The sequence below is a fragment of the Sporosarcina sp. ACRSM genome, assembly GCF_022346545.1.
Lineage (GTDB): Bacteria > Bacillota > Bacilli > Bacillales_A > Planococcaceae > Sporosarcina.
In genome coordinates this window covers 85,458-106,286 of sequence record NZ_JAKRNU010000006.1, presented here as the reverse complement: position 1 = coordinate 106,286, position 20,829 = coordinate 85,458, and the positions used below count along the sequence as shown (strand labels likewise).

16 protein-coding genes are annotated in these 20,829 nt (G+C 40.4%); 14 read left to right on the top strand and 2 right to left on the bottom strand.

Translation table 11 applies throughout. The features are described from left to right. Positions 1-73: 73 nt before the first annotated feature. From MHZ95_RS10975 to MHZ95_RS10950, 6 genes are all read left to right on the top strand, one after another. A complete protein-coding gene (locus tag MHZ95_RS10975; RefSeq protein ID WP_239390675.1) occupies positions 74-1,396 on the top strand; it encodes an MFS transporter in 1,323 nt (440 codons plus the stop codon). Positions 1,397-1,448: 52 nt separating this feature from the next. Then, on the top strand, positions 1,449-2,627 hold the full coding sequence (locus tag MHZ95_RS10970) for an iron-containing alcohol dehydrogenase family protein (RefSeq protein ID WP_239390674.1): 1,179 nt from the start codon (positions 1,449-1,451) through the stop codon (positions 2,625-2,627). A gap of 20 nt (positions 2,628-2,647) precedes the next feature. Next, a complete protein-coding gene (locus MHZ95_RS10965; RefSeq protein WP_239390673.1) occupies positions 2,648-4,033 on the top strand; it encodes an aminotransferase family protein in 1,386 nt (461 codons plus the stop codon). 125 nt (positions 4,034-4,158) lie between these two features. Next, positions 4,159-5,523, top strand: coding sequence for an APC family permease (locus MHZ95_RS10960; RefSeq protein WP_239390672.1), 1,365 nt, complete (start codon positions 4,159-4,161; stop codon positions 5,521-5,523). Positions 5,524-6,038: 515 nt separating this feature from the next. Further along, positions 6,039-7,397: an aromatic ring-hydroxylating oxygenase subunit alpha gene (locus tag MHZ95_RS10955; RefSeq protein WP_239390854.1), complete on the top strand. Its 1,359-nt coding sequence runs from the start codon at positions 6,039-6,041 to the stop codon at positions 7,395-7,397. After that, on the top strand, positions 7,397-7,909 hold the full coding sequence (locus tag MHZ95_RS10950) for a 3-phenylpropionate/cinnamic acid dioxygenase subunit beta (RefSeq protein WP_239390671.1): 513 nt from the start codon (positions 7,397-7,399) through the stop codon (positions 7,907-7,909). The genes MHZ95_RS10955 and MHZ95_RS10950 overlap by 1 nt, the downstream gene beginning before the upstream one ends. 31 nt (positions 7,910-7,940) lie before the next feature. Here the strand turns inward: MHZ95_RS10950 and MHZ95_RS10945 are convergent, their stop codons facing one another. After that, the gene (locus MHZ95_RS10945) at positions 7,941-8,726 is read right to left on the bottom strand and encodes a helix-turn-helix domain-containing protein (RefSeq protein WP_239390670.1); all 786 of its coding nucleotides are present in this window, start codon (positions 8,724-8,726) and stop codon (positions 7,941-7,943) included. A 289-nt stretch (positions 8,727-9,015) separates the two neighbouring features. On the opposite strand from MHZ95_RS10945, the gene MHZ95_RS10940 reads away from it, so the two are divergent. From MHZ95_RS10940 to MHZ95_RS10925, 4 genes are all read left to right on the top strand, one after another. Continuing rightward, entirely contained in the window at positions 9,016-10,035 is a 1,020-nt protein-coding gene (locus tag MHZ95_RS10940; RefSeq protein ID WP_239390669.1) for an NAD(P)/FAD-dependent oxidoreductase, read from the top strand. Between the two features lie 42 nt (positions 10,036-10,077). Continuing rightward, entirely contained in the window at positions 10,078-10,320 is a 243-nt protein-coding gene (locus tag MHZ95_RS10935) for a ferredoxin (RefSeq protein WP_239390668.1), read from the top strand. Between the two features lie 408 nt (positions 10,321-10,728). Continuing rightward, positions 10,729-11,796: a TRAP transporter substrate-binding protein gene (locus tag MHZ95_RS10930; protein WP_239390667.1), complete on the top strand. Its 1,068-nt coding sequence runs from the start codon at positions 10,729-10,731 to the stop codon at positions 11,794-11,796. Between the two features lie 426 nt (positions 11,797-12,222). Further along, positions 12,223-13,353, top strand: coding sequence for a class II histone deacetylase (locus MHZ95_RS10925; RefSeq protein WP_239390666.1), 1,131 nt, complete (start codon positions 12,223-12,225; stop codon positions 13,351-13,353). A 59-nt stretch (positions 13,354-13,412) separates the two neighbouring features. Here MHZ95_RS10925 and MHZ95_RS10920 read toward each other — a convergent pair whose 3' ends face one another. Beyond that, positions 13,413-15,005 carry a sigma-54-dependent Fis family transcriptional regulator gene (locus MHZ95_RS10920; RefSeq protein ID WP_239390665.1) on the bottom strand — a complete coding sequence of 531 codons (1,593 nt, stop codon included), beginning with the start codon at positions 15,003-15,005 and terminating at the stop codon, positions 13,413-13,415. A 257-nt stretch (positions 15,006-15,262) separates the two neighbouring features. Between MHZ95_RS10920 and MHZ95_RS10915 the strand changes: the two genes are divergently transcribed. The 4 genes from MHZ95_RS10915 to MHZ95_RS10900 all read left to right on the top strand — a co-directional run bounded on the left by MHZ95_RS10915 (position 15,263) and on the right by MHZ95_RS10900 (position 20,816). Further along, on the top strand, positions 15,263-16,516 hold the full coding sequence (locus MHZ95_RS10915; RefSeq protein WP_239390664.1) for an MFS transporter: 1,254 nt from the start codon (positions 15,263-15,265) through the stop codon (positions 16,514-16,516). Positions 16,517-16,700: 184 nt separating this feature from the next. After that, positions 16,701-18,221, top strand: coding sequence for an aldehyde dehydrogenase family protein (locus tag MHZ95_RS10910; RefSeq protein ID WP_239390663.1), 1,521 nt, complete (start codon positions 16,701-16,703; stop codon positions 18,219-18,221). 54 nt (positions 18,222-18,275) lie between these two features. Next, positions 18,276-19,463 carry an iron-containing alcohol dehydrogenase gene (locus tag MHZ95_RS10905; protein WP_239390662.1) on the top strand — a complete coding sequence of 396 codons (1,188 nt, stop codon included), beginning with the start codon at positions 18,276-18,278 and terminating at the stop codon, positions 19,461-19,463. A 297-nt stretch (positions 19,464-19,760) separates the two neighbouring features. Continuing rightward, positions 19,761-20,816, top strand: a complete 1,056-nt coding sequence (locus tag MHZ95_RS10900) for a TRAP transporter substrate-binding protein (protein WP_239390661.1) — start codon at positions 19,761-19,763, stop codon at positions 20,814-20,816. The last annotated feature ends 13 nt before the right edge of the window (positions 20,817-20,829 follow it).

The following is a 20,829-nucleotide window of genomic DNA, read 5'->3' as shown; positions in this document are numbered from 1 at the left end:
CTGGTGGTCAGCGAAAGAAGTAGTTTGTCAATAAAAACTAGAGCATAAGGAAACTATAGAAGGAGGGGAAAATATGTTCAAGAAAAATTTTCGGTGGGCGATGATGGTTTTCATTATGCTCATTTTCTTTATCCAATTCGTGGACCGAGTAATTATCTCAGTGGCGACAGGACCGATGATGGAAGAGTTTGGCTTATCGCCTTCACAATGGGGGATCGTTTTAAGTGCGTTTTTCTGGGGGCTTGTTCCATTTGGAGTAATTGCGGGGATTGCCGCTGATCGATTTGGCGCAAAAAAAGTATTTACAGTAGGAGCAATCTGGTGGTCGCTTTTTACGGCTGCTACAGCTGGTGCTTTTGGCTTTGTATCTTTAATTATTGCACGGATATTCTTTGGAGCAGGTGAAGGACCTTCTTTATCTAGCGGCGTCAGAATTGTGACGAACTGGTTTAGTCCAAAAGAATATTCCTCCGCTTTAGGACTCGCCTTTTCGGCTGTTTATCTTGGTCCGGCCCTAGCGACACCGATCTTGGCCTGGATGATTGTAGATTATGGATGGCGTTTTCCCTTCATTGTCATGGGAATTGTAGGACTGATTTGGACGTTTTTCTGGCACAAATTATTTACAGATCGTCCGGAAGCAAACAAACGTATGAGTAAGGAAGAGAAAGAATGGTTACTTCAAGAGCAAGGTGACCTCGCTAAGCTAGCAACTTCAGGTGAGAAAAAGTCGGTTAAAGATTTATTGACGATTCCAAAAGGAGTCCGCGGCACTATGTTAGCAAATATGTGGGCATTCTTCTGCGTTGGGTATGCGTTATTCTTTCTATTAACATGGCTGCCAGGTTATTTAAGTCTGGAAAGAGGACTGGATTTAAAATCAATGGGATTTGCCCTTTCCGTGCCGTGGATTGGCGCGGCACTCGGTCAGGCAATTGGTGGGAGATTAAGCGACACTATTTATAAACGTACAAATAGTAGGCGTATTGCAAGGGCATACTGGACGGTCTTTTGGTTTTGTATCTTAGCCGTTAGTCTTGTTCTTGTTGTCCAATCCCAGACAGTGATAGGAGCAGTAGTTTTTCTAACAATTGGAGCAATGAGCTTGGCTTCAGCAGCTGCTCCACTTGGTGCAGTAGTAGCTGAAACAGTTCCGGAGAAGGCCGGTTCCATGGGAGGACTAGCTCAAGTCGCGCAAACACTTCCTGGGATTTTGGCCCCAATTATCACTGGTTTTATCGTTGAAGCAACAAATAGTTTTAACAATGCATTTTACTTAGCGGCGATCATTATTGCTTCAGGTGTCGTAATTGTAGCTCTATTCTCCCGTCCACCTGAAAGACTAGCGGAAACGTCAGAAGAAGCACGCTCTGCTGTATCAATAAACATCCATTAACTATTTGTGAAAAAGAAAAAACAAATACCCATGAAAATGGAGAGTGAAAAATTTGACAGTCCAAACAAAAAATATGATAGCTACATTTAATTTTACCGTCCCAACTACAGTGAAATTCGGTTGCGATATTTCAAAGGAAATAGGTGAAATCACTAAAGGACTCGGGGTTGAAAAAGTTCTTTGTATTTATGATGAAGGCATAAAAAGTTCAGGGATTTCAAATCAAATTATTGAACATTTAATTCAAGAAGAACTAAAGGTAGTGACATTTGAAAAAGTCACTGCTAATCCGACTGATTCTATTGTAGCGGAAGCAGCTGGATTTGCCCGTGAAAATGAAATAGAAGCTATCATTGCGATTGGGGGTGGTAGTTCAATTGACTGTGCGAAAGCCGTAAATATCTTATTAACAAACCCTGGGTCTATTCATCAATATGAAGGCCGTGGCGTTGTAAAAAACCAAACGAAACCGTTGATTGCGGTGCCGACTACTGCGGGAACGGGTAGTGAAGTAACTTCTGTCACTGTTGTTACAGATTCAAAGAAACTAAGGAAAATGGTTATTGGTGGACAGCATTGCGGGGCAACGATTGCGTTAGTAGATCCACTCCTCACTGTAGGGCTTCCTCCTGCTGTAACAGCTGGGACTGGAATGGACGCTCTTACCCATGCAATTGAAGCCTATATTTCCAAAGGTGCATCTGTCATGACGGACATCAACGCATTAAAGGCTATTGAACTCATTTCTGGAAGCATTTATGAAAGTACTGTTAATGGTACAAATATTGACGCGAGGTCAAACATGTTACTCGGTAGTTTAATAGCCGGTGTTGCATTTGATTCTGCAGGTTTAGGTCTTGTTCACGCTATTTCTCATCCTATCAGTTCCCACTGTGGTGTTCCACATGGCACTGCAAATGCAATCTTACTTCCACACGTGTTGGCCTTTAATGGTGGAGATGAAAGAGTTCGGCAACGAATGAGAGACGTTGCATCGAGCATGGGATTACCTATTCATAGCATAGACGATCAAGAAATCGTAAAGAGCATTGTTGAGAAAGTAACTGATTTAAATCACAAAGTCAACATTCCACGATTACGGGAAGCGGGAGTTAAAAAAGAAAATTTCACCACAATCGCTGAAGATGCATTAAAAGAAAGAAGTATGAATTTTACTCCACGAAAAGCGACAAAGGAAGATATCATAGCAATTTTGGAAAATGCTTATTAATGTAAATGGGGGGAATTGAAATGAGTTTAGTGACAAATGCGGTAGATGTAGAGCAGCTAAGGGAGTTGGATAAAAAACATGTTTTTCATCCAGTAACAAGTTTGAAACAACATCAGGAAAACGGACCTACCCTTATTATAAAAGAAGGAAATGGAATTCATGTAACCGATGTAAACGGAAAGCAGTATATCGATGGTTTATCTTCCCTTTGGAACGTCAATATCGGGCATGGACGGGAAGAATTAGCGGAAGTGGCAAAGGAACAAATGACGCAGTTGGCTTATAGTTCGAGTTTCCAAGGGATGTCTCATGAACCGGCCATTCGCCTAGCTGAAAAGATTGCGTCATTAACGCCGGGAGATTTAAATGTCAGCTTTTTCACATCGGGCGGTTCAGAGTCGAATGACTCGGCATTTAAAATTGCCCGACATTATTGGAAGTTAAAGGGGCAGCCGGAACGGAACAAGATTGTTGCGTTAAAACGCGGATACCACGGCATTACAATTGGTGCGACAAGTGCGACGGGAATTGAACAATTTCAAAATATGGCTACCGCTCAGGCGCCTGGATTCGTCCATGCGACCACGCGTTTTAATACAAACTGTGAACTTGGAGATCGAACGGACCCTGATTTTGCTGGTAGTTTCCGGGGCGTCATTGAAAAAGAGGGGCCGGAAACAGTAGCAGCTATTATTTTAGAGCCGGTTCAAGGTGCAGGTGGGCTATTTATTCCACAAGACGGCTATCTACAAGCACTTCGTAAACTTTGCGATGAATATGGAATTCTGATGATAACGGATGAAGTTATCACCGGTTTTGGCCGGACAGGAAAGATGTTTGGAGTGGACAACTGGGACGTGGTGCCTGACCTAATGTCAGTGGCGAAAGGTATTACAAGTGGCTATAGTCAGCTAGGTGCAGTTATTATTCGTGAATCGCTGCGTGATGAGTTGGTGGAGCTATCCGGTGATGGAATGTTCTTCCACGGTTTTACGTATAGTGGGCATCCGGTGGCTTGTTCGGTTGCGTTAAAGAATTTAGAGATTATTGAACGAGAAGATCTAGTAGCAAATGCGAAAAAGATGGAAGCTGTTTTGAAGAAAGGCTTTTCCTATTTAGAAGAGAAGCATCCAATATTCACGAAGTCGAGAGCGCTCGGATTGATGGCGGCTTTTGAATTATATAAAGACCGTGAAAACGAAATTCCTTTCGATCCAACTCTCGCTGTGGCACCACGGTTTGTCCAAGAATGCACGAAAAGAGGTTTAATCATTCGCCCGGTTATTTTTGAAGGATCAAATACAATTGTCATGGCTCCGCCATTATCGATTACAGAAGAGCAAGTAGAGCAAATGATTGCTATTTTTGATGAATCCTTGACTGCGATTGCAACAAGCATTTCCTAAACTAACGAACAATGAACTATGGAGAGGAGGCATCCACCTCTCCATAGTTTTCAATGAAATGAACGCTAATTCATATTTTTGCATCGATAATTATCCCAATATACTCTCATAGGGGAGGCCGTCAAATGACTGGAAGCATTGTAGGTAATGAACAAGGTTTAAAAAGAGTGTTACGGACAAGGGATTTAGTTATTTTTGGGCTGATTTTTATCTCGCCTAACTCAGCGCAATCGTTATTTGGTGGATTGACCATTACTTCTAATGGGCATGGGGTATTATCTATTCTTTTTGGGCTTATTGCCATGATTTTTACTGCGTTTAGTTATGGAAAAATGGCAGGCATTGTACCGAAGGCTGGGTCGACGTATAGTTATGCTACACATAGTTTAAATCCGAGTCTTGGTTTTATTGCAGGATGGGCTATTTTGCTGGACTACTTAATATTTCCGATGTTGGTGTATAAATTAAGTTCAACATTCGCTATAGAACTATTTACGTTTATTCCGCTGTGGGCCATGTTATTACTTTTAATGATACCAATGACTTACTTCAATTTTCGAGGAACTAAATTATCAGCTCATTTAAACTTAATCATGTTGATTTTAAAACTTGGGAGCGTTTTCTTGTTTATAGGATTTGCTATTTATGCATTGACGAGCGCTGATGGGCTTGGAAGTATCTTGAGTTTGGATGGTGTTTACCAAAAGGAAACATTTTCGATAAACGCATTAGTAGCGGGCACTTCAATAGCAGTTCTTGCGTACCTTGGCTTTGATGCGATCACTGCGCTATCAGAAGATGCAATCGTATCGGGCAAGACAGTGGGGTTAGCCGTCATCATTACATGCGTAATTAGTGCATTTTTAATTGGCATCCAAGTGTATTTCATGACACTCGTTCAAGGCAAGTTGGGGACATTTGGCAATGAAGACACAGCATTTTATGAAATTGCGACGGCTGTGGGCGGCAGCGGTTTGGCAGCTATTACAACGGTTGCTCTTGTCATTACGGCAACAGCTACAGCGTTGGCAGGACAAGCTTCTGGATCACGCGTTTTATTTAGTATGGGGCGTGATAAAGCATTGCCGGGATTTCTCTCTTATTTGCATCCGAAACACCAAACTCCAATTTACAGTATTTATATTTTAGCTGTAGTTGGCTATATTGGAGCACTTTTGATCCCGATTAGTGTGTTTTTTTTAATTGTCGTTTTCGGAGCATTAGTAGGTTTCATTTTCGTCAATATCTCAGTAATTATAGAGTTTTATTTTAAAAGGAATGAAAGGAAAGGCAAGCAACTATTTGGTAGTCTTATTTCACCCATCTTAGGCATTGTAGTCTGCTTGTATATCTTGATTGGAATGGAGCCGATTGGCAGAGTTGTCGGTTTTAGTTGGTTAGTTTTGGGTGTTATCGTCCTGGCGATGAAAACAAAAGGATTCAGAAAGAGCTTGCCCAATACGGAGGCAGAACTTAGTGAGGAATTATGACGCTTAGGCGTTCGAACATGACCTTATGAAATTGGAGGGGATATCCAAATGGAGATTATATGTTACATTGCTGTTTTGCGTAACAATAACTTGAGTTATTAGGGGGATTGTAATGCGTTGGGTAATTGTACTATTCCTATTTTTGATGTACATCATCAATTATTCAGACAAAGCGATTTGTCTTGATTTTTACGAACCTTGATAAAGAAATTCATAAACGAGGCCAACTGATTAATACGCCTGTGTTTATAAAGTAAGTACAAATATACTCTTCTCTCATTAAATGTGCTAAATAAGGAAAGATAGGATTTACAACAAGGATGGGGATTTGTTCAAAAGGTGTTTGACTCAAGGATATTCTTTGGGTCAAACACCTTTTTGGATAGTAATAGATAATAACTTTTGTCAAATCAACAATGGATTGTGCAATGTCAAAAGAATTTAGCAGATGTTACACTTTGGGTATAATCATAATTTTCATATTAGTGAATCATTTGGCGATTTGTTACTGTAAAATGCCCAACTATAAGAGGAGGTTTTTTAAATTGATCATTAAAGAATTGGAGCAAATAAAAGAAAAGTTGGATGAGGGTTATTATCCGCAATGGGTAGTAACGGATCCGGAGATCTACAAGCTAGAACAAGAGAAGATCTTCGGCAAAACCTGGCTGTTTTTAGGTCATGAATCTGAGTTGAAAGAAAGTGGAAGCTATATTACAAGAATGATGGCAGATGATCCGATCTTACTCATGAAAAATAGAAAAGGGGAAATAAAGGCATTTCTAAACTCTTGTTCCCATCGAGGGACACGACTTTGTACAGAAGATTACGGAAATAAGAAAGCGCATACATGTCCTTATCATGGGTGGACATTCAATCTTGACGGGGAATTGATTGGAATTGTGGCAGGGAATAAAGTATATGGTGAAAAAATGGATAAAAGTGAGTGGGGACTGCGACCAGTGCCAAGAGTGGAAAGTTATCAAGGGATGATATTTGGCAATCTCGACCCTAACGCGATGTCATTAGAGGACTACCTAGGGGATATGAAATTTTATTTTGACATTATGCTGGGCAGAAGTGACGGAGGAATGGAAGTAAGAGGAGTGCCACAGCGGTGGATAGCGAAAGCAAACTGGAAAATGACAGCCGAAAACTTTGCAGCGGATCCGTATCACGTGCAGACAACACATCGATCCGCCACGGAAATGGAGTTAACACCGAAAGACCCGTTGTATGCGTCTTATGGTCACCAAGTTGTTTTACAACATGGACATGGCATTAATGTCATTACATCTGCCACTGGGGAATCGGCTAATAAGTACCAAGGAATGCCAGAAGACATGTGGCCCATGTTTGAGAGGAATTTAAATGAACAGCAAGTTGAAGTCTTCTCCAAAGTAACAAACTTTGTGGGCGGTGTCTTCCCGAATCTATCATTTTTAAGTTCAGGCAGCGGATCAGAAGGGGTTAAACATAATCATCTCAATTGGCGTGTGTGGCGACCGATAGCACCGGATAAAATCGAAATCTGGGTATGGTATATGATCGACAAAGCACTCCCAGAAGAGTATAAAGAAAAGTCTTACAAAGGGTTCCTCGCAACATTTGGAGCTGCAGGTACACTTGAGCAAGATGACACGGAGAATTGGGCACGCATTATCGAAGCAAGTTCAGGCAGTATGTCACGAGATCGGAAACTCAGTTATAACAATATGGCGAATTACTTAATGGGCTTCGATAATGTGGAAAGAGATGAAAACTTTCCAGGGCCTGGTGATGCGTATCCGACGTGCTACACAGATCATATCGCTAGAAGCATGCACAAATATTGGTTAGAACTGCTGACGAAGGAATCCGGAGGTGAGGACTAATGCAAGAACTCATGCAACTGTCATTACAGGAAGAGATCACGCAATTTTATTATCGGGAAGCTTATTTATTGGACCATCGCAAGTATCGGGAATGGCTTGATTTGCTTACCGAGGACATTCAATACGTAATGCCGGTACGGGTAACCTTAGAGAATAAAAGGGGATCTAATTTAAATCATGATATGACCTATTTTTCGGATACAAAAAAAGACATTACGATGAAAGTAGAGAGACTTTATATGAAATCTGCTTGGGTAGATGATCCAGCACCGAGACAGAGGCATTTTATTAGTAATGTGATGATTGAACAAACGGATAGTCCGAAAGAATATAAAGTAATCAGTTACTTTTTATTTAAGAGAAGCAGAAGTTCAGAGCCGCATACTGAAGAAATATTTGGAGAACGAGAAGATATTCTCCGAAAAGTAGATGGAGGATGGAAAATTGCTGCGCGGACAGTGAAGGCTGATCAATCTGTCTTGACGGTTATGAATTTAGCGATGTTTTTATAAGAAAAAAGGGAGACGATCCTCCCTTCTTCTTTTAGATAAAATCACCCTTTTGTCGGTATTCTGTGGGACTAACCCCAGTAGCACGACGGAAAGCTCTGCTCAACTGGCTTTGATCATCAAAGCCGATTTTCTCTGAAATTTCTTTTAAGGAAAGATTGGTTGTTAACAATAATTTACGTACCTTTTGCAATCTGCTTTTCCTGACATATTCCATAGGCGCCATTTTCACATTTTGACGAAAAAGGAGACTTAAGTGACTTTCGCTTAAGAAAACTTCTTCGGCGAGTCTTTTTAAACTTAGTTTTGTAGCCAAATTATTTTCAATAAAAGTAAAAAGATGCTGGAGACGCGAATCGAACGTTGGAAATAATTCAGCTGCACGAGGTCGCAACAATGTGAAGACTTCTACAAACCAGTCAATCGTTCGTGCATTAAATCGAAGAAGTTCAATCGTCTGGTCTAGTCCAAAGTTCAATTCTCCATTCGTAGGAGAAAAGGGGTTTCTTTTGTCAGGCGTCCATTCGTCTATAAGCCGTCTCCATAAATCGATTAATAATGTTTCTTTAGCCGCGTCAATGAGGTTGGTGACAATTGGAAAATCATATAAGGTCATTAAATTAAATGGCCCAAGTTTGTTTTCTACAGCTATTTCCAAATGATGCATGGCTATTGCACTTTCAGATTCCACAATTTTAAAAGACGTTTGGGAAGGAAATACTACGAAATCCCCTGTTTGGACATTATATTTTACATCGTTGATAAAAATGGTTTTCTTTCCGGAAACTACATACCAAAAGACGTCATAAGGACGGTCCACTTTATCGATGTGCCAATCGGCTGAACGCGTATTTTCGTCGATTCGATGTATGCGAAAGGAGACTTGATTCAATTCGCTTTGTGATTTGAAATCATTTTTTAGATCAGTAGTCAATTAAACCACATCTTTCATAAATGGTCATAGAAGATTGTGTCTACTTTCAAATGGATAATTAACTATATTTTCGAAATATATATTATCATATATGAATATATTACAACAAAAATAGTGAGTTAACAAAAGAAAATTCGGAATTGCAGTTACTGTAACGTGGAAAGGGGCTTGTAAGATGTCTCAAAGCGAAAATATTTCCGATCTTATTGTGATTGGCGGAGGACCGGCGGGTTTATTTACCGCGTTTTATGCAGGGATGAGACAAATGTCTGTGGAAATTATTGAAAGTCTGCCGCAGTTGGGAGGGCAGTTGGCCGCTTTATATCCCGAGAAATATATTTATGATATTGCCGGTTTTCCAAAAGTGCGAGCTCAAGAATTGGTTGATAATCTAAAAAGTCAAATGGAAGAATTTGAGCCGGTCATTTGTCTTGAGCAATTGGTAGAAAAAGTGGAAAAGCAAGCAGACGGGATATTTAAAGTGACAACAAACAATCAACAGATCCATCATGCCAAAACAGTTGTTATTACTGCCGGGAGCGGGGCTTTTCAGCCACGGAGGATCCAAATTGAGGATGCGGAAAAGTACGAAAAAGAAAATCTCCATTATTTTATCAACGACCTAAGTAAGTTCAAAGACAAAAGAGTAGTCCTATTTGGCGGGGGCGATTCAGCGGTTGATTGGGCTTTGATGTTGGAGCCTATCGCTAAAGAAGTGACGATTGTCCATAGGAGAGACAAATTTCGGGCCCATGAACATAGTGTTGAAAAACTGAAAAGCTCCACAGTTACAATTTTGACGCCGTTCGTCCCAATAGAGTTGGTTGGCAATGAAAGAATTGAGCAAGTCGTTCTGGAAAAAGTTAAAGGTTCGGAAATGAAAACGCTAGAAGTGGATGAGGTCGTTGTGAATTATGGTTTTATATCATCACTCGGACCGATTCAAGAATGGGACTTGGAAATTGAAAAGAATTCGATCGTTGTGAATCATAAAATGGAAACGAATATCAAGGGCGTGTATGCAGTAGGAGATATTTGCTCTTATGAGGGGAAAATTAAGTTAATCGCAACTGGATTTGGAGAAGCTCCCTTAGCGGTCAGTCATGCAAAAATCCATATTGATCCTACGTCACGACTACAACCGCTTCATAGCACTAGCATTATGGGGGAAAAAGAGCCTGTAGCAACAAGATAATTATTAATAGGAATGTAAAAAAATCTTTTGGAGGCGATGATAGTGTCAACATATACGATTGTGAATAAAGACACATGTATTGCTTGCGGGACATGTGAATCTATTGCGCCCGATATTTTCGCATATGATGAAGAAGGAATTTCTTATGTAATTTTAGATGATAATAAAGGGATTGCAGAAGTGCCTGAGGAATTCGTGGAGGATTTGGAAGATGCGGAGGAAGCATGCCCATCTGAGTCGATTAAAGTAGGCACGTGCCCATTTTCGGAACTGGCACTAGGATAGCTTGGATAGAAATAAAAGTTAGCATGACAACGTTTTTTCCCATTTCATTAATTATTTGTTTAGTGGAATTAGGCTTTTGGGGATCTATCAGTATTGGTACGTTGATAGGCCCTTATCGTTTTGGGAAGATAGCCGGGATTCTCATGATTTGATTACAGTTCCCTTTAAGAAACTGGATTTCTACATCGAACTAAGAAAATGACTTGAAAATTACATCAGTATTTAATTCTAGGGTTGGTAATTGACTGAAAGGACAGTAGAGTGACCTATACAAAAGATTGAACACCCCATTTGTCGCTAATTCCCTATATGAAAAAGTTAAACCTACGGAATATTCTCTAAAATCTGCTTGTTGACATATACAAAATAATATATGATTAGGTTTATAAAATTTTAGGGGGAGAAAATGTGAAAGTACAGTTTCGTGAAAAAAGGAAACCTATTTTCCTTTTACTTATCATTCTAGCAATGGGCATGGTATTGGCAGCATGTAGTAGCGATGATCCAAAACCTAAAGCGAGTTCAGGATCTGCAACTGATATTGCGTTAGACTTGTCCCATGTTTGGCCGCCAAGTCACGCTCAAGAAACGGTTACGGTAAAGGAGTTAATTGCAGATGTTGAAGAAGCAACGAATGGACAGGTGAAAATTACATCTTATCCTGGGGCATCATTAGCGGCTTCGGATGGGCAGTTTGATGCTGCAGCTACAGGAGCCGTTGATATTGGATTTAGTGTAAATAGTTATAACCCAAATCAATTTCCACTTACTTCAGTTATGGAGCTTCCATTTATGAGTGATGAAGGGGAACATGGAGCAAAAGTATTATGGCAGTTGTATGAAGAATTTCCAGAGTTTGAAGAGGAATATGCTGGAACCGTTCCTTTATGGCTATTCACTTCCGACCCTGGTCAAATATTTACAGTTGGAAAGCCAGTGAAAAGTCTTGAAGATCTAAAAGGAATGAGAATTCGATCCCCATCCGCGGAAACAAATGAATGGCTGACAGCGATTGGTGCTACACCAGTTTCTATGCCGATGAACGAAACCTATGAGGCGCTTGAGAGAGGGGTTGTCGATGGAACGATTGCTCCGTGGGAAGCATTGCTTGGTCATAGTTTAATAGACGTGATTGACTATGCAACGGTCGGTAATTTTTATTCGACGACTTTTTATGCAACGATGAATGAAAAAAGTTGGGCTTCGCTCGGTGAAGAAAACCAAGCCGCAATTCAAGAGTTAACGGGTGAAAAATTGTCGATGAAAGCAGCGGCACTTCACGATCAATCTGGAAGAGAGGCTGTAGAGCAAGCGAAAGAAAAAGGCGTTGAAATTTACGAGTTAAGTGAAGAAGAACTCGATGAATGGAAAGTCCTTATTAATCCAACGATAGAAAAATGGATTGAAAAAGTGGAAGGAAGGGGCTTGTCAGGACAAGCGATTTATGATCGTGCAGTAGAATTAAGTGCACAGTAAGTTGTCATATGAAAAGGTATTTTGCATAAACATAACGTTTTAACTGATATTCCCATGGCTAAAGCCGCGCTATGTCCATTTACAGAAACGGCTGTTGGTTAAGTCAAGCCATGATAGATATGATTAGTTAAAAAGTAAGCTCCTTTTGATCATGTAGGGAACGGATTGAGTTGCTGTTACCATCTCTACAAAAGGAGCTTTTATTTTCGATGAAACTCACTGATTATTTTGTAAGAAACCAGTAAGTTGATTAGGATAGTATTTTTCTTAAGTTGAATGCTCAAAACATCAGTCGATTGAAGTTTCCGGTAAATGGATCCGGTTCATACTGCCGATTCTACAAGGGATAATAAGACCCGGGTTATTCAATCAAACTGTTGTGGTTTGGACTGCTAACAACTAATAGCACAGACGGGGGAGATTACAATGGGAGCAAAAACAGGATTTATTTACGATGAAAGTTATTTTTGGCATGATACAGGAAATGGAGCATTGTTTCTTCCACCAGGCGGTTGGATTGAAGTGGATGAACATGGCGAAAGTCCAAAGAGTAAGAGACGCGTCAAGAACCTATTGGAAAGAACAGGATTTATCGATGAGTTAAAGGTGATAAAACCACGTACAGCTACGAAAGAGGAAATTGAATTAAATCACGACACTTCTTATATTGAAAGAGTTGAGCGATTGAGTAATACGACCGGAGGAGATGCGGGGGATTTGGCGCTAGTGGGGGCAGGTTCCTATGAAATCGCCTTATTATCTGCTGGTGGTGCACTAACAGGGATTGATGCAGTGATGGAAGGGAAGGTTGAGAATATCTATGCCCTTACAAGACCACCTGGACATCATGCTGAGAGAGAAAAAGGGATCGGATTTTGTTTATTTAATAACGTAGCAATTGCCGCGAGATATGCGCGTGAAAAGTATGGATTGAAGCGGATTATGATTTTAGATTGGGATGTCCATCACGGGAATGGGACGGAAAATTCATTTTATGATGATCCTGAAATCTTGTCCATTTCAATCCATCAAGAAGGGAATTTTCCGTCAAATACGGGATATTCCGAAAAGGTCGGGGAAGGCAAAGGCGCAGGATACAACGTAAATATTCCCTTACCAGCCGGAACTGGAAATGCTGGGTATCTTTACACTTTAGAAAATGTCGTCGTTCCTATCGCGGAACAATTTAAACCCGAAATTATTATTGTTGCGGCCGGTCAAGATGCGAACGTATTTGACCCCCTATCTCATATGTTGGTGACTGCAGATGGATATGGTGAAATGGCCAAGGTTGTAAAAAGTCTGGCTGAACGATTGTGTGAAGGACGCTTGGTGGTTTGTCACGAAGGTGGTTATAGTGCTGCATATGTACCGTTTTGTACGTTGAGAATTATTGAATCGTTAAGTGGATTGCAAAGCAAAGTGACAGAAGATCCATTCCGCGGATCTACACAAGGGCTTCCAACGAATATTTTTGCAGACCATCAAAAGGAAGCGGTGAATCGGGTAATCAAAGTGCAATCTCAATTTTGGAATTTTGATTTAGTGTATAAATAAAGAGTGGCGACTTACCATGTAAATTTAAATGGTAAGTCGCCATTTTTTTTATGTTCTTTTTAACTTTTTAATTCTTCATAAAGCTTCATTTTCCGGTAGATTGTATGTCTTGTTATCCCTAATTGATTGGCTGCTTGCGTCATGTTTCCGTTATTTCTTTCTAACGCCTGTTTGATCAGCATTTTCTCCACTTCTTCCAATGTTTGGATTGGATATTCCGGTTCAATATACTTGGAAGGAGTAGATGTTTTTTTCGTTTGATTTAATTGTAGGTGCCATGGCTCAATCACCTTGCCATCCGTCAGAAAACATGCCTGTGTAATGACATTTTTTAATTCCCGGATATTACCAGGCCAGGAATAGGTTTGAATCACCTCAACTGTTCTTTTGGAAAATTGCATCCCGGTAGTAGTTAGCTCCTTTAAAAATGCCTCAGCAAGTTCTAGTATATCTTTACGCATTCTTAAAGGAGGTAAAAGTAAATTTATTTCATTCAGTCGATAATATAAATCTTCCCTAAATCTGCCGTCCTCAATTTCCTTAAGCAAGTTTTTGTTTGTGGCGGAAATAACCCGAACATCAATTGGAATTGGAACATGATCTCCGATTGGGACAACTTCACGTTCTTGCAGTACGCGAAGCAAGGAGCTTTGCGCTTGTAAGGACATATCTCCAATCTCATCTAGAAATATTGTCCCTTTATTTGCCGCTCGAAACTTTCCAATGCTTCCAGAATGACTAGCGCCTGTAAACGCGCCTTTTTTATAGCCGAATAACTCACTTTCAATTAAGTTTTCAGGAATTGCACTACAATTTACAGCAACAAAAGGTCCGCCAGCGCGAGAACTTTCCGCATGAATGGATTGAGCGAATACTTCCTTACCTGTTCCACTTTCACCATTTACAAATATAGATAAATCCGTATGAGCTGCTTTCTTAGATAGTTGAATAGCACGATGGATAGCTGGACAAGTATCGCTGATTTGATCGAAGTTATATTTTACAGATGATGACTGAATAGGCGGATTTAGAAAATAGGATTTGTTATATTTTTGTACCTCATTTAACAAACTCTTATTTTCTATTTCTAGTTTTTTTGTAAAGACTGTATTTGTAATGGCTTTTGCAGCGAGAGTTGCTACTGTTAGAGGATAGTTATTCACCTCATTTTTTGTTGTGCTATAGTTTACAATCGCTACCATGTTACCGTTGTTATCGAATATTGGACTAGAAGAGCAGATGAGCATTTCTTTATCTAAAAAAAAGTGTTCCCTGCCTATGAGAGTGATAGGTTTTTGATGTTCAATACTAAAGCTAATGGCGCTCGTCCCCTGGTAAGTTTCTCCCCATTGCGATCCGATGACTAATTGGTTATTATGCTGGATCTCGGTCTGTTGGTGAGAGTACATTAGACATCCCTGTGCGTCAAAAAGATCTATATTATAGGGATATCCTTTTAGTGATTGACCGATATGTTGAAATACAAGTTTGGCAGACTCGATTAGTAGCTGATTTTTTTTTAATACTTCCTCTAATTGCTTTTTTGCAAGTAAATTTACAATTGAATTTCCACTTCGGTCCAAACCACGTGATTGACAGCGCTTCCAAGAAATTTCAAGCAATCTCCTTTTTTCACCATCAGCAATATGCATAATTTCCCATTCCTCCTCTAGCTAACAAATCTTATGTACTATTTTATCACGAGACGGAAAAGATACAAAGTGACTTTGCTGAATTTTGGATTTACTTCAGCAATAAAATGCAACACTTGTTATATTTCTCTCCAACAGATTGGAATAAATTAAACCACGAATCATTGAAACAGGAAAATTAGCATTGAAAATCAAGGTTTTTAATATTGGCACACTATTTGCAATAGAAAATACTAAATAAAAAGGAGGTTGTTAGAATGGAGAGTCTTGGTAGTCATTCCCGGTCTTATGAGTGGAAAATTGTGATGATTATCTTTTTGACATGGGGGTTTGTATTTTTAGATCGAACAGCGATTTCTTATATTCTCCCGGTACTCGTTGATGAAATGGATCTAACTGCAGGACAAGTCGGGAGAATTAATATGTGGCAAACTATTGGCTATGCACTTGCCGGACCAATCATTGGCATCATATCCGATCGAACGGGAAAAAGAAAATCGTTACTCATCGCGATGGTCATTGCAACGGCTATTTTTTCAGCGTTATCCGCATTTGCAAATTCGTATGGTGCCTTGCTGGTCATTCGATTTCTAGTAGGTGCAGCGGAAGGACCGATTTTACCATTGGCTGTCACATTAGTGGCTGCGGCTTCATCTACAGGTCGGTTTGGAAGAAATGTTGGAATTGTCAATGCGGGAGTGGCTGTCATTTCAGGAACGCTCGGTCCAACTTTAACCACACAATTGGTTGCCATTACAAATTGGCATTTGGCTTTCGTTATAGTGAGTCTTCCGAGTTTTATTCTAGCGCTAATCATTTGGAAAGTCGCTATTGAAGTACCTGCCCCAAACGTCCATGCATCAATGAAAAAAGAAAAGAAGAAGGTTAGTATACTTGAGTTGTTTAAGTATCGAAATGTTGTAGTCAGTATCTTCATTTCTATTAGTATGATGGCAGGTTTTTGGATTCTTATCGTATTTGCTCCACTTTATTTAACGACGGTTGGGAACCTCTCGATGAAAAATATGGGGCTCATCATGTCAACCATGGGAATCGTTACGATTTGTACGAGTATTCTTGTTCCGTTATTTTCGGATAAGTTTGGTAGAAAACCAGCATTGATTTTATTTGCTTCATTAGCTGGATTAGCTCCCTTAGGGTTGTTTTTATTCCCCGGCGGAATGTTCGGTAACATTGCATTGATTTTATGCGGCGGTCTATTTGGTGCTATAGCTCCTATCTATATGAATATTATTCCCGAAGAAACGATGCCGCCACATTTACGTGCGACAACTAGTGCTTTAATCATCGGAATCGGAGAAATTTTTGGCGCTGCATTTGTCGTGGGAGGAGCAGGTACAATTGCAGATTCCTACGGGTTGCCAATCGTTATGATTATCGCTGCTGCAGCTGGACTACTCATCGCATTACTAGGGTTTGGCCTGATTGAGACCAATCCGCGTAAAAAACAGAAAGCTGCCACTACTGAAAGTGGAGCTGTTATTTCATGACAGATTACTAATTGTGTAGCAAAAAGTTACATTGTACCTTTTTGCTACACAAGAAATGGATAATTTAGTTACAACCCTGTTGGTGCATTATTTAGAAGGCTTGGAATATAGACTTTAAAATAGTGGCATGGTTCTTGCATTTTAAATGCTTGTGAGTAAAAAATTTAATTGTGGGGGAATAGACATGACAAAAATTAGTGGAGAAACTGCAGTTAGAAATCAGGGGTCGCCAATCAACAAAACGTACCAACTGTTTATTGATGGGCAATGGGTAGATGCTGTGAGTGGAAAAACTTTCAAATCCTATAATCCCGCGACTGGTAAATTGAATGCTGTCGTTGCGGAGGCAGGCACAGAAGATGTAGATCTCGCGGTGAAAGCGGCTAGAAAAGCGTTCGAATCGGGTCCATGGGCAACAATGTCACCAAGTGATCGAGGGCGCTTATTAAATAAGGTAGTGCAAGCGCTATGGAGTAAAGTCGATTTTCTCGCTGAAGTAGAAACGAGAGATAACGGATTACCCATCAATGAGACGAAACATATCGCCATTCCCGGAACAATAGATGTACTTGAATTTTACGCCGGCTTAGCCAATAAAGTACAAGGGGAGACATTATCTTCTCCGCCAGACCGTTTGAATTATACGTTAAAAGAACCGCTCGGTGTAATTGGAGCGATCATTCCATGGAATTTCCCATTGATGTTGACCATGTGGAAGCTAGCTCCTGCATTAGCGACAGGTAATACAATTGTTATTAAACCAGCAGAAGAAACGCCGATTAGTACATTAGAATTGGTTAAAATATTTCAGGAAGCGGGAATTCCGGACGGAGTCATTAACGTTGTGCCGGGATATGGAAAAGTGGCCGGAGATGCGCTTGCCAACCATCCCGATGTGGATAAAGTTGCGTTTACAGGGTCAACGGAAACGGGGCGCATCATCATGCAGGCAGCCGGTAAAAATTTGAAACCTGTCAGTTTGGAACTGGGCGGAAAATCACCGAATATCGTCTTCGATGATGCGAATGTTGAGAATGCTGTCAATGGTTCTTTATTCGGCATTTATTTTGGACAAGGCCAAGTTTGCGCATCAGGAACAAGGCTATTTGTTCAAGAAGGCATTTATGATGAATTTATGGAGAAATTCTTAGAAAAAGCGAAGAAAATTCGTGTCGGTAATCCAAGTGACGAATCCACGCAAATGGGGCCGCAAGTTTCACTTAAACAATTGGAACGAATTGAGAAATATGTGGAGATCGGGATAAAAGAAGGCGCGGAGCTTCTAACAGGCGGTACAAGAACGACAGACGTCGGAGAAGGACATTTCTTTACGCCGACAATATTTGGAAACGTTACAAACGATATGACGATTGCAAGGGAAGAAATTTTCGGACCTGTATTGTCTGTCATTAAGTTTAAAGATGAAGCGGATGTGCTAGAAAAAGCGAACGATACAATCTATGGATTAGCGGCGGGCGTTTGGACGGAGAATTTAAAACGTGGACATCGTATGGCAAAAAAGCTCCAAGCAGGTACAGTCTATATCAATACATTTAGTATGTTAGATAGCGTAGCACCGTTTGGTGGGACGAAACAAAGTGGCTTTGGACGGGAACTTGGCATGCAAGCATTGGATATGTTCACAGAAACAAAGCATGTTTGGGTTGATTTAAATGACGAACATTTTAATTGGTATGGCGTTTAATCAACACATTATCCAACTACATGTACGACAACAATAAAAACAGGGGGCTATACGATGCAATTTGAATTTGGAATTCCGAGTCAAGTAAGTTTTGGAGCTGGCAGTGCTAAAAACATTGGGGAAGTATTAAAAGGGATACAAGCAAAAAAAGTTTTATGTGTGTATGACCAAGGCGTTAAACAAGCGGGGATTGTTGATCAAGTTTTAGTTTATTTAAAAGAGAACAATATCGAAGCGGTAGAATTTTCTAAAGTAGTACCGAATCCTCCTGATACAATTTTGGAAGAAGGCGCGAATTTAGCCAAAAAAGAAGAAGTGGATGCAATTGTAGCTGTAGGGGGCGGAAGTCCGATTGACGCAGCGAAAGCGATTAATATCTTAGTGACCAATCCAGGTCCGATTCATCAATATGAAGGGGTCAATCTAGTGACTAACCCGACAAAACCGTTAATTGCCATTCCAACGACGGCTGGTACCGGGAGCGAGGTCACAGGAGTGACCGTCATTACTGATACGGTTGGTGACAAGAAAATGGTAATCGCTGGTCGCCACTGTGGTGCAGATGTTGCACTTTTGGATCCTGAATTGACGGTTGCCTTACCACCTGCAGTTACGGCAGCAACAGGAATGGATGCACTTACCCATGCGATTGAATCCTATGTGTCAAAATTTTCGTCTGTCCCTACTGAAGTAAACGCTTTAAAGGCGATTGAATTGATCACCAGCAATTTAGAAGAAGCTTATACTAATGGAAGCGATATCGAAGCGCGTACCAATATGCTATTGGGTAGTTTACTGGCGGGGTATGCTTTTAATTCTTCTTTCCTAGGACTTGTACATGGCATTGCTCACCCACTAAGTGTATTCTGTGGCCTTCCTCACGGTGTCGCAAATGCGGCTACGTTACCTTATGTAATGTCATTTAATGCGGAAGAACCATCTGTCCAAAAACGATTTAAGGACATTGCAATTGCAATGGGGATTAATGTTGCGGGGCTTTCTGATGGGGAAGCTTCGGATAAAACAATTGAAGCAGTCAAAGTGTTATCTGAAAAAGTTAACATTCCAACATTAAGTGAAGCTGGTGTTCAGCGCGAACAATTTGAAGTGCTTGCTGAGGCAACTTTGAAGGAAGAAATCAGTATAGTGGCAAATCCAAAAGCGGTGACGAAAGAAGATGTCCTTGCTATTCTCGACATTGCTTTTGTAGGTGAGGACATCAAGAAAGGTAATTTCGTTTAAATAAGAGGAAATTGGGTCTGAAATCATCCATTTCAGATCCAGTTTTCGTTGTGTGAATAGTTAATTAATATGATAGTAAATTAAAATATCACAATTTAGAAATAAAATTATAGGAATATTCAAGTTATGTCATTGACACTATATATTTAATCATATATGATATTCCACAAGTAAACCCTTACAATTCAGTAGACCTACATATCCAAGTTGTAAACGCTATCAAACTATTTTGTAGGACATAATCACTATGGTTACTGTGAATTGATGAGGTTTACAAAAATAAGGGGAGTGAGACATTTGAAGGAACGTTCATTTAAAAAGAGAAATCTTGCCTTACCGCTTTTGTTACTTCTTAGCATGATATTGGCAGCATGTGGGGGAACGGGAGAGGCTGAATCCACATCAGGAGGAGGCGAAATAGCGCTCGACTTTTCCCATTTCTTCCCGCCAAGCCATGAATCAGAAACCGTTATCGTACAAGATTTTATCGCTGATGTAGAGGAAGCGACGGATGGTCAAGTGAAAATCACTTCTTACCCGGGCTCATCATTAGCAGCGCCGGATGGACAATTTGATGCGGCGGCTACAGGTGCTGTCGATATCGGAATGAGTGTTAATAGTTATAACCCGAATCAGTTTCCCCTTACTTCAGTAATGGAGCTTCCATTCATGAGTGATAAAGGTGAAGAAGGTTCAAAAATATTGTGGAAATTATACGAAGAATTTCCAGAGTTTGAAGCCGAGTATGCCGGTACTGTTCCTTTATGGTTATTTACTTCGGATCCAGGACAACTCTTTACAGTCGGAAAACCGGTTAAAAGTGTTGAAGATCTAAAAGGAATGAGAATCCGATCCCCATCTGCGGAAACGAATGAGTGGTTGACAGCTCTCGGTGCAACGCCGGTTTCCATGTCGATGAATGAAACGTATGAAGCACTTGAGAAAGGTGTAGTTGATGGGACGATTGCTCCTATGGAAGCCATTGAAGGTTATAGTTTAGTGGATGTCGTCGACTACGCAACGATCGGAAACTTTTACATGACGACGTTTTACATTACGATGAACGAAAACAGTTGGGATTCTCTTGGGGAAGAAAATCAAGCTGCCATTCAAGAGCTCATCGGAGAAAAGATAGCGATGAAGTCGGGAGCCAATTTCGATGATCTCGGACAACGTGGGCTTGACAAGTTGAATGAAAAAGGTGTCGAAATCTACGAATTGAGCGATGCTGAATTAGCTGAATGGAATGTCTTTATTAATCCGACAGTAGATAAGTGGATTAAGAAAGTAGAGGACAGAGGATTGCCAGGACAAGCGATTTATGATCGTGCAGTAGAATTAGGTGCACAATAAGACAGGAGTGGGG

What these genes read in the sequence shown, in the direction of transcription:
- MHZ95_RS10925 (WP_239390666.1), top strand. Translation starts at nt 12,223, where the DNA reads ATGGGAGCAAAAACAGGATTTATTTACGATGAAAGTTATTTTTGGCAT.
- MHZ95_RS10910 (WP_239390663.1), top strand. Translation starts at nt 16,701, where the DNA reads ATGACAAAAATTAGTGGAGAAACTGCAGTTAGAAATCAGGGGTCGCCA.
- MHZ95_RS10905 (WP_239390662.1), top strand. Translation starts at nt 18,276, where the DNA reads ATGCAATTTGAATTTGGAATTCCGAGTCAAGTAAGTTTTGGAGCTGGC.
- MHZ95_RS10920 (WP_239390665.1), bottom strand. Translation starts at nt 15,005, where the DNA reads ATGCATATTGCTGATGGTGAAAAAAGGAGATTGCTTGAAATTTCTTGG.
- MHZ95_RS10950 (WP_239390671.1), top strand. Translation starts at nt 7,397, where the DNA reads ATGCAAGAACTCATGCAACTGTCATTACAGGAAGAGATCACGCAATTT.
- MHZ95_RS10915 (WP_239390664.1), top strand. Translation starts at nt 15,263, where the DNA reads ATGGAGAGTCTTGGTAGTCATTCCCGGTCTTATGAGTGGAAAATTGTG.
- MHZ95_RS10965 (WP_239390673.1), top strand. Translation starts at nt 2,648, where the DNA reads ATGAGTTTAGTGACAAATGCGGTAGATGTAGAGCAGCTAAGGGAGTTG.
- MHZ95_RS10975 (WP_239390675.1), top strand. Translation starts at nt 74, where the DNA reads ATGTTCAAGAAAAATTTTCGGTGGGCGATGATGGTTTTCATTATGCTC.
- MHZ95_RS10940 (WP_239390669.1), top strand. Translation starts at nt 9,016, where the DNA reads ATGTCTCAAAGCGAAAATATTTCCGATCTTATTGTGATTGGCGGAGGA.
- MHZ95_RS10955 (WP_239390854.1), top strand. Translation starts at nt 6,039, where the DNA reads ATGCCCAACTATAAGAGGAGGTTTTTTAAATTGATCATTAAAGAATTG.
- MHZ95_RS10960 (WP_239390672.1), top strand. Translation starts at nt 4,159, where the DNA reads ATGACTGGAAGCATTGTAGGTAATGAACAAGGTTTAAAAAGAGTGTTA.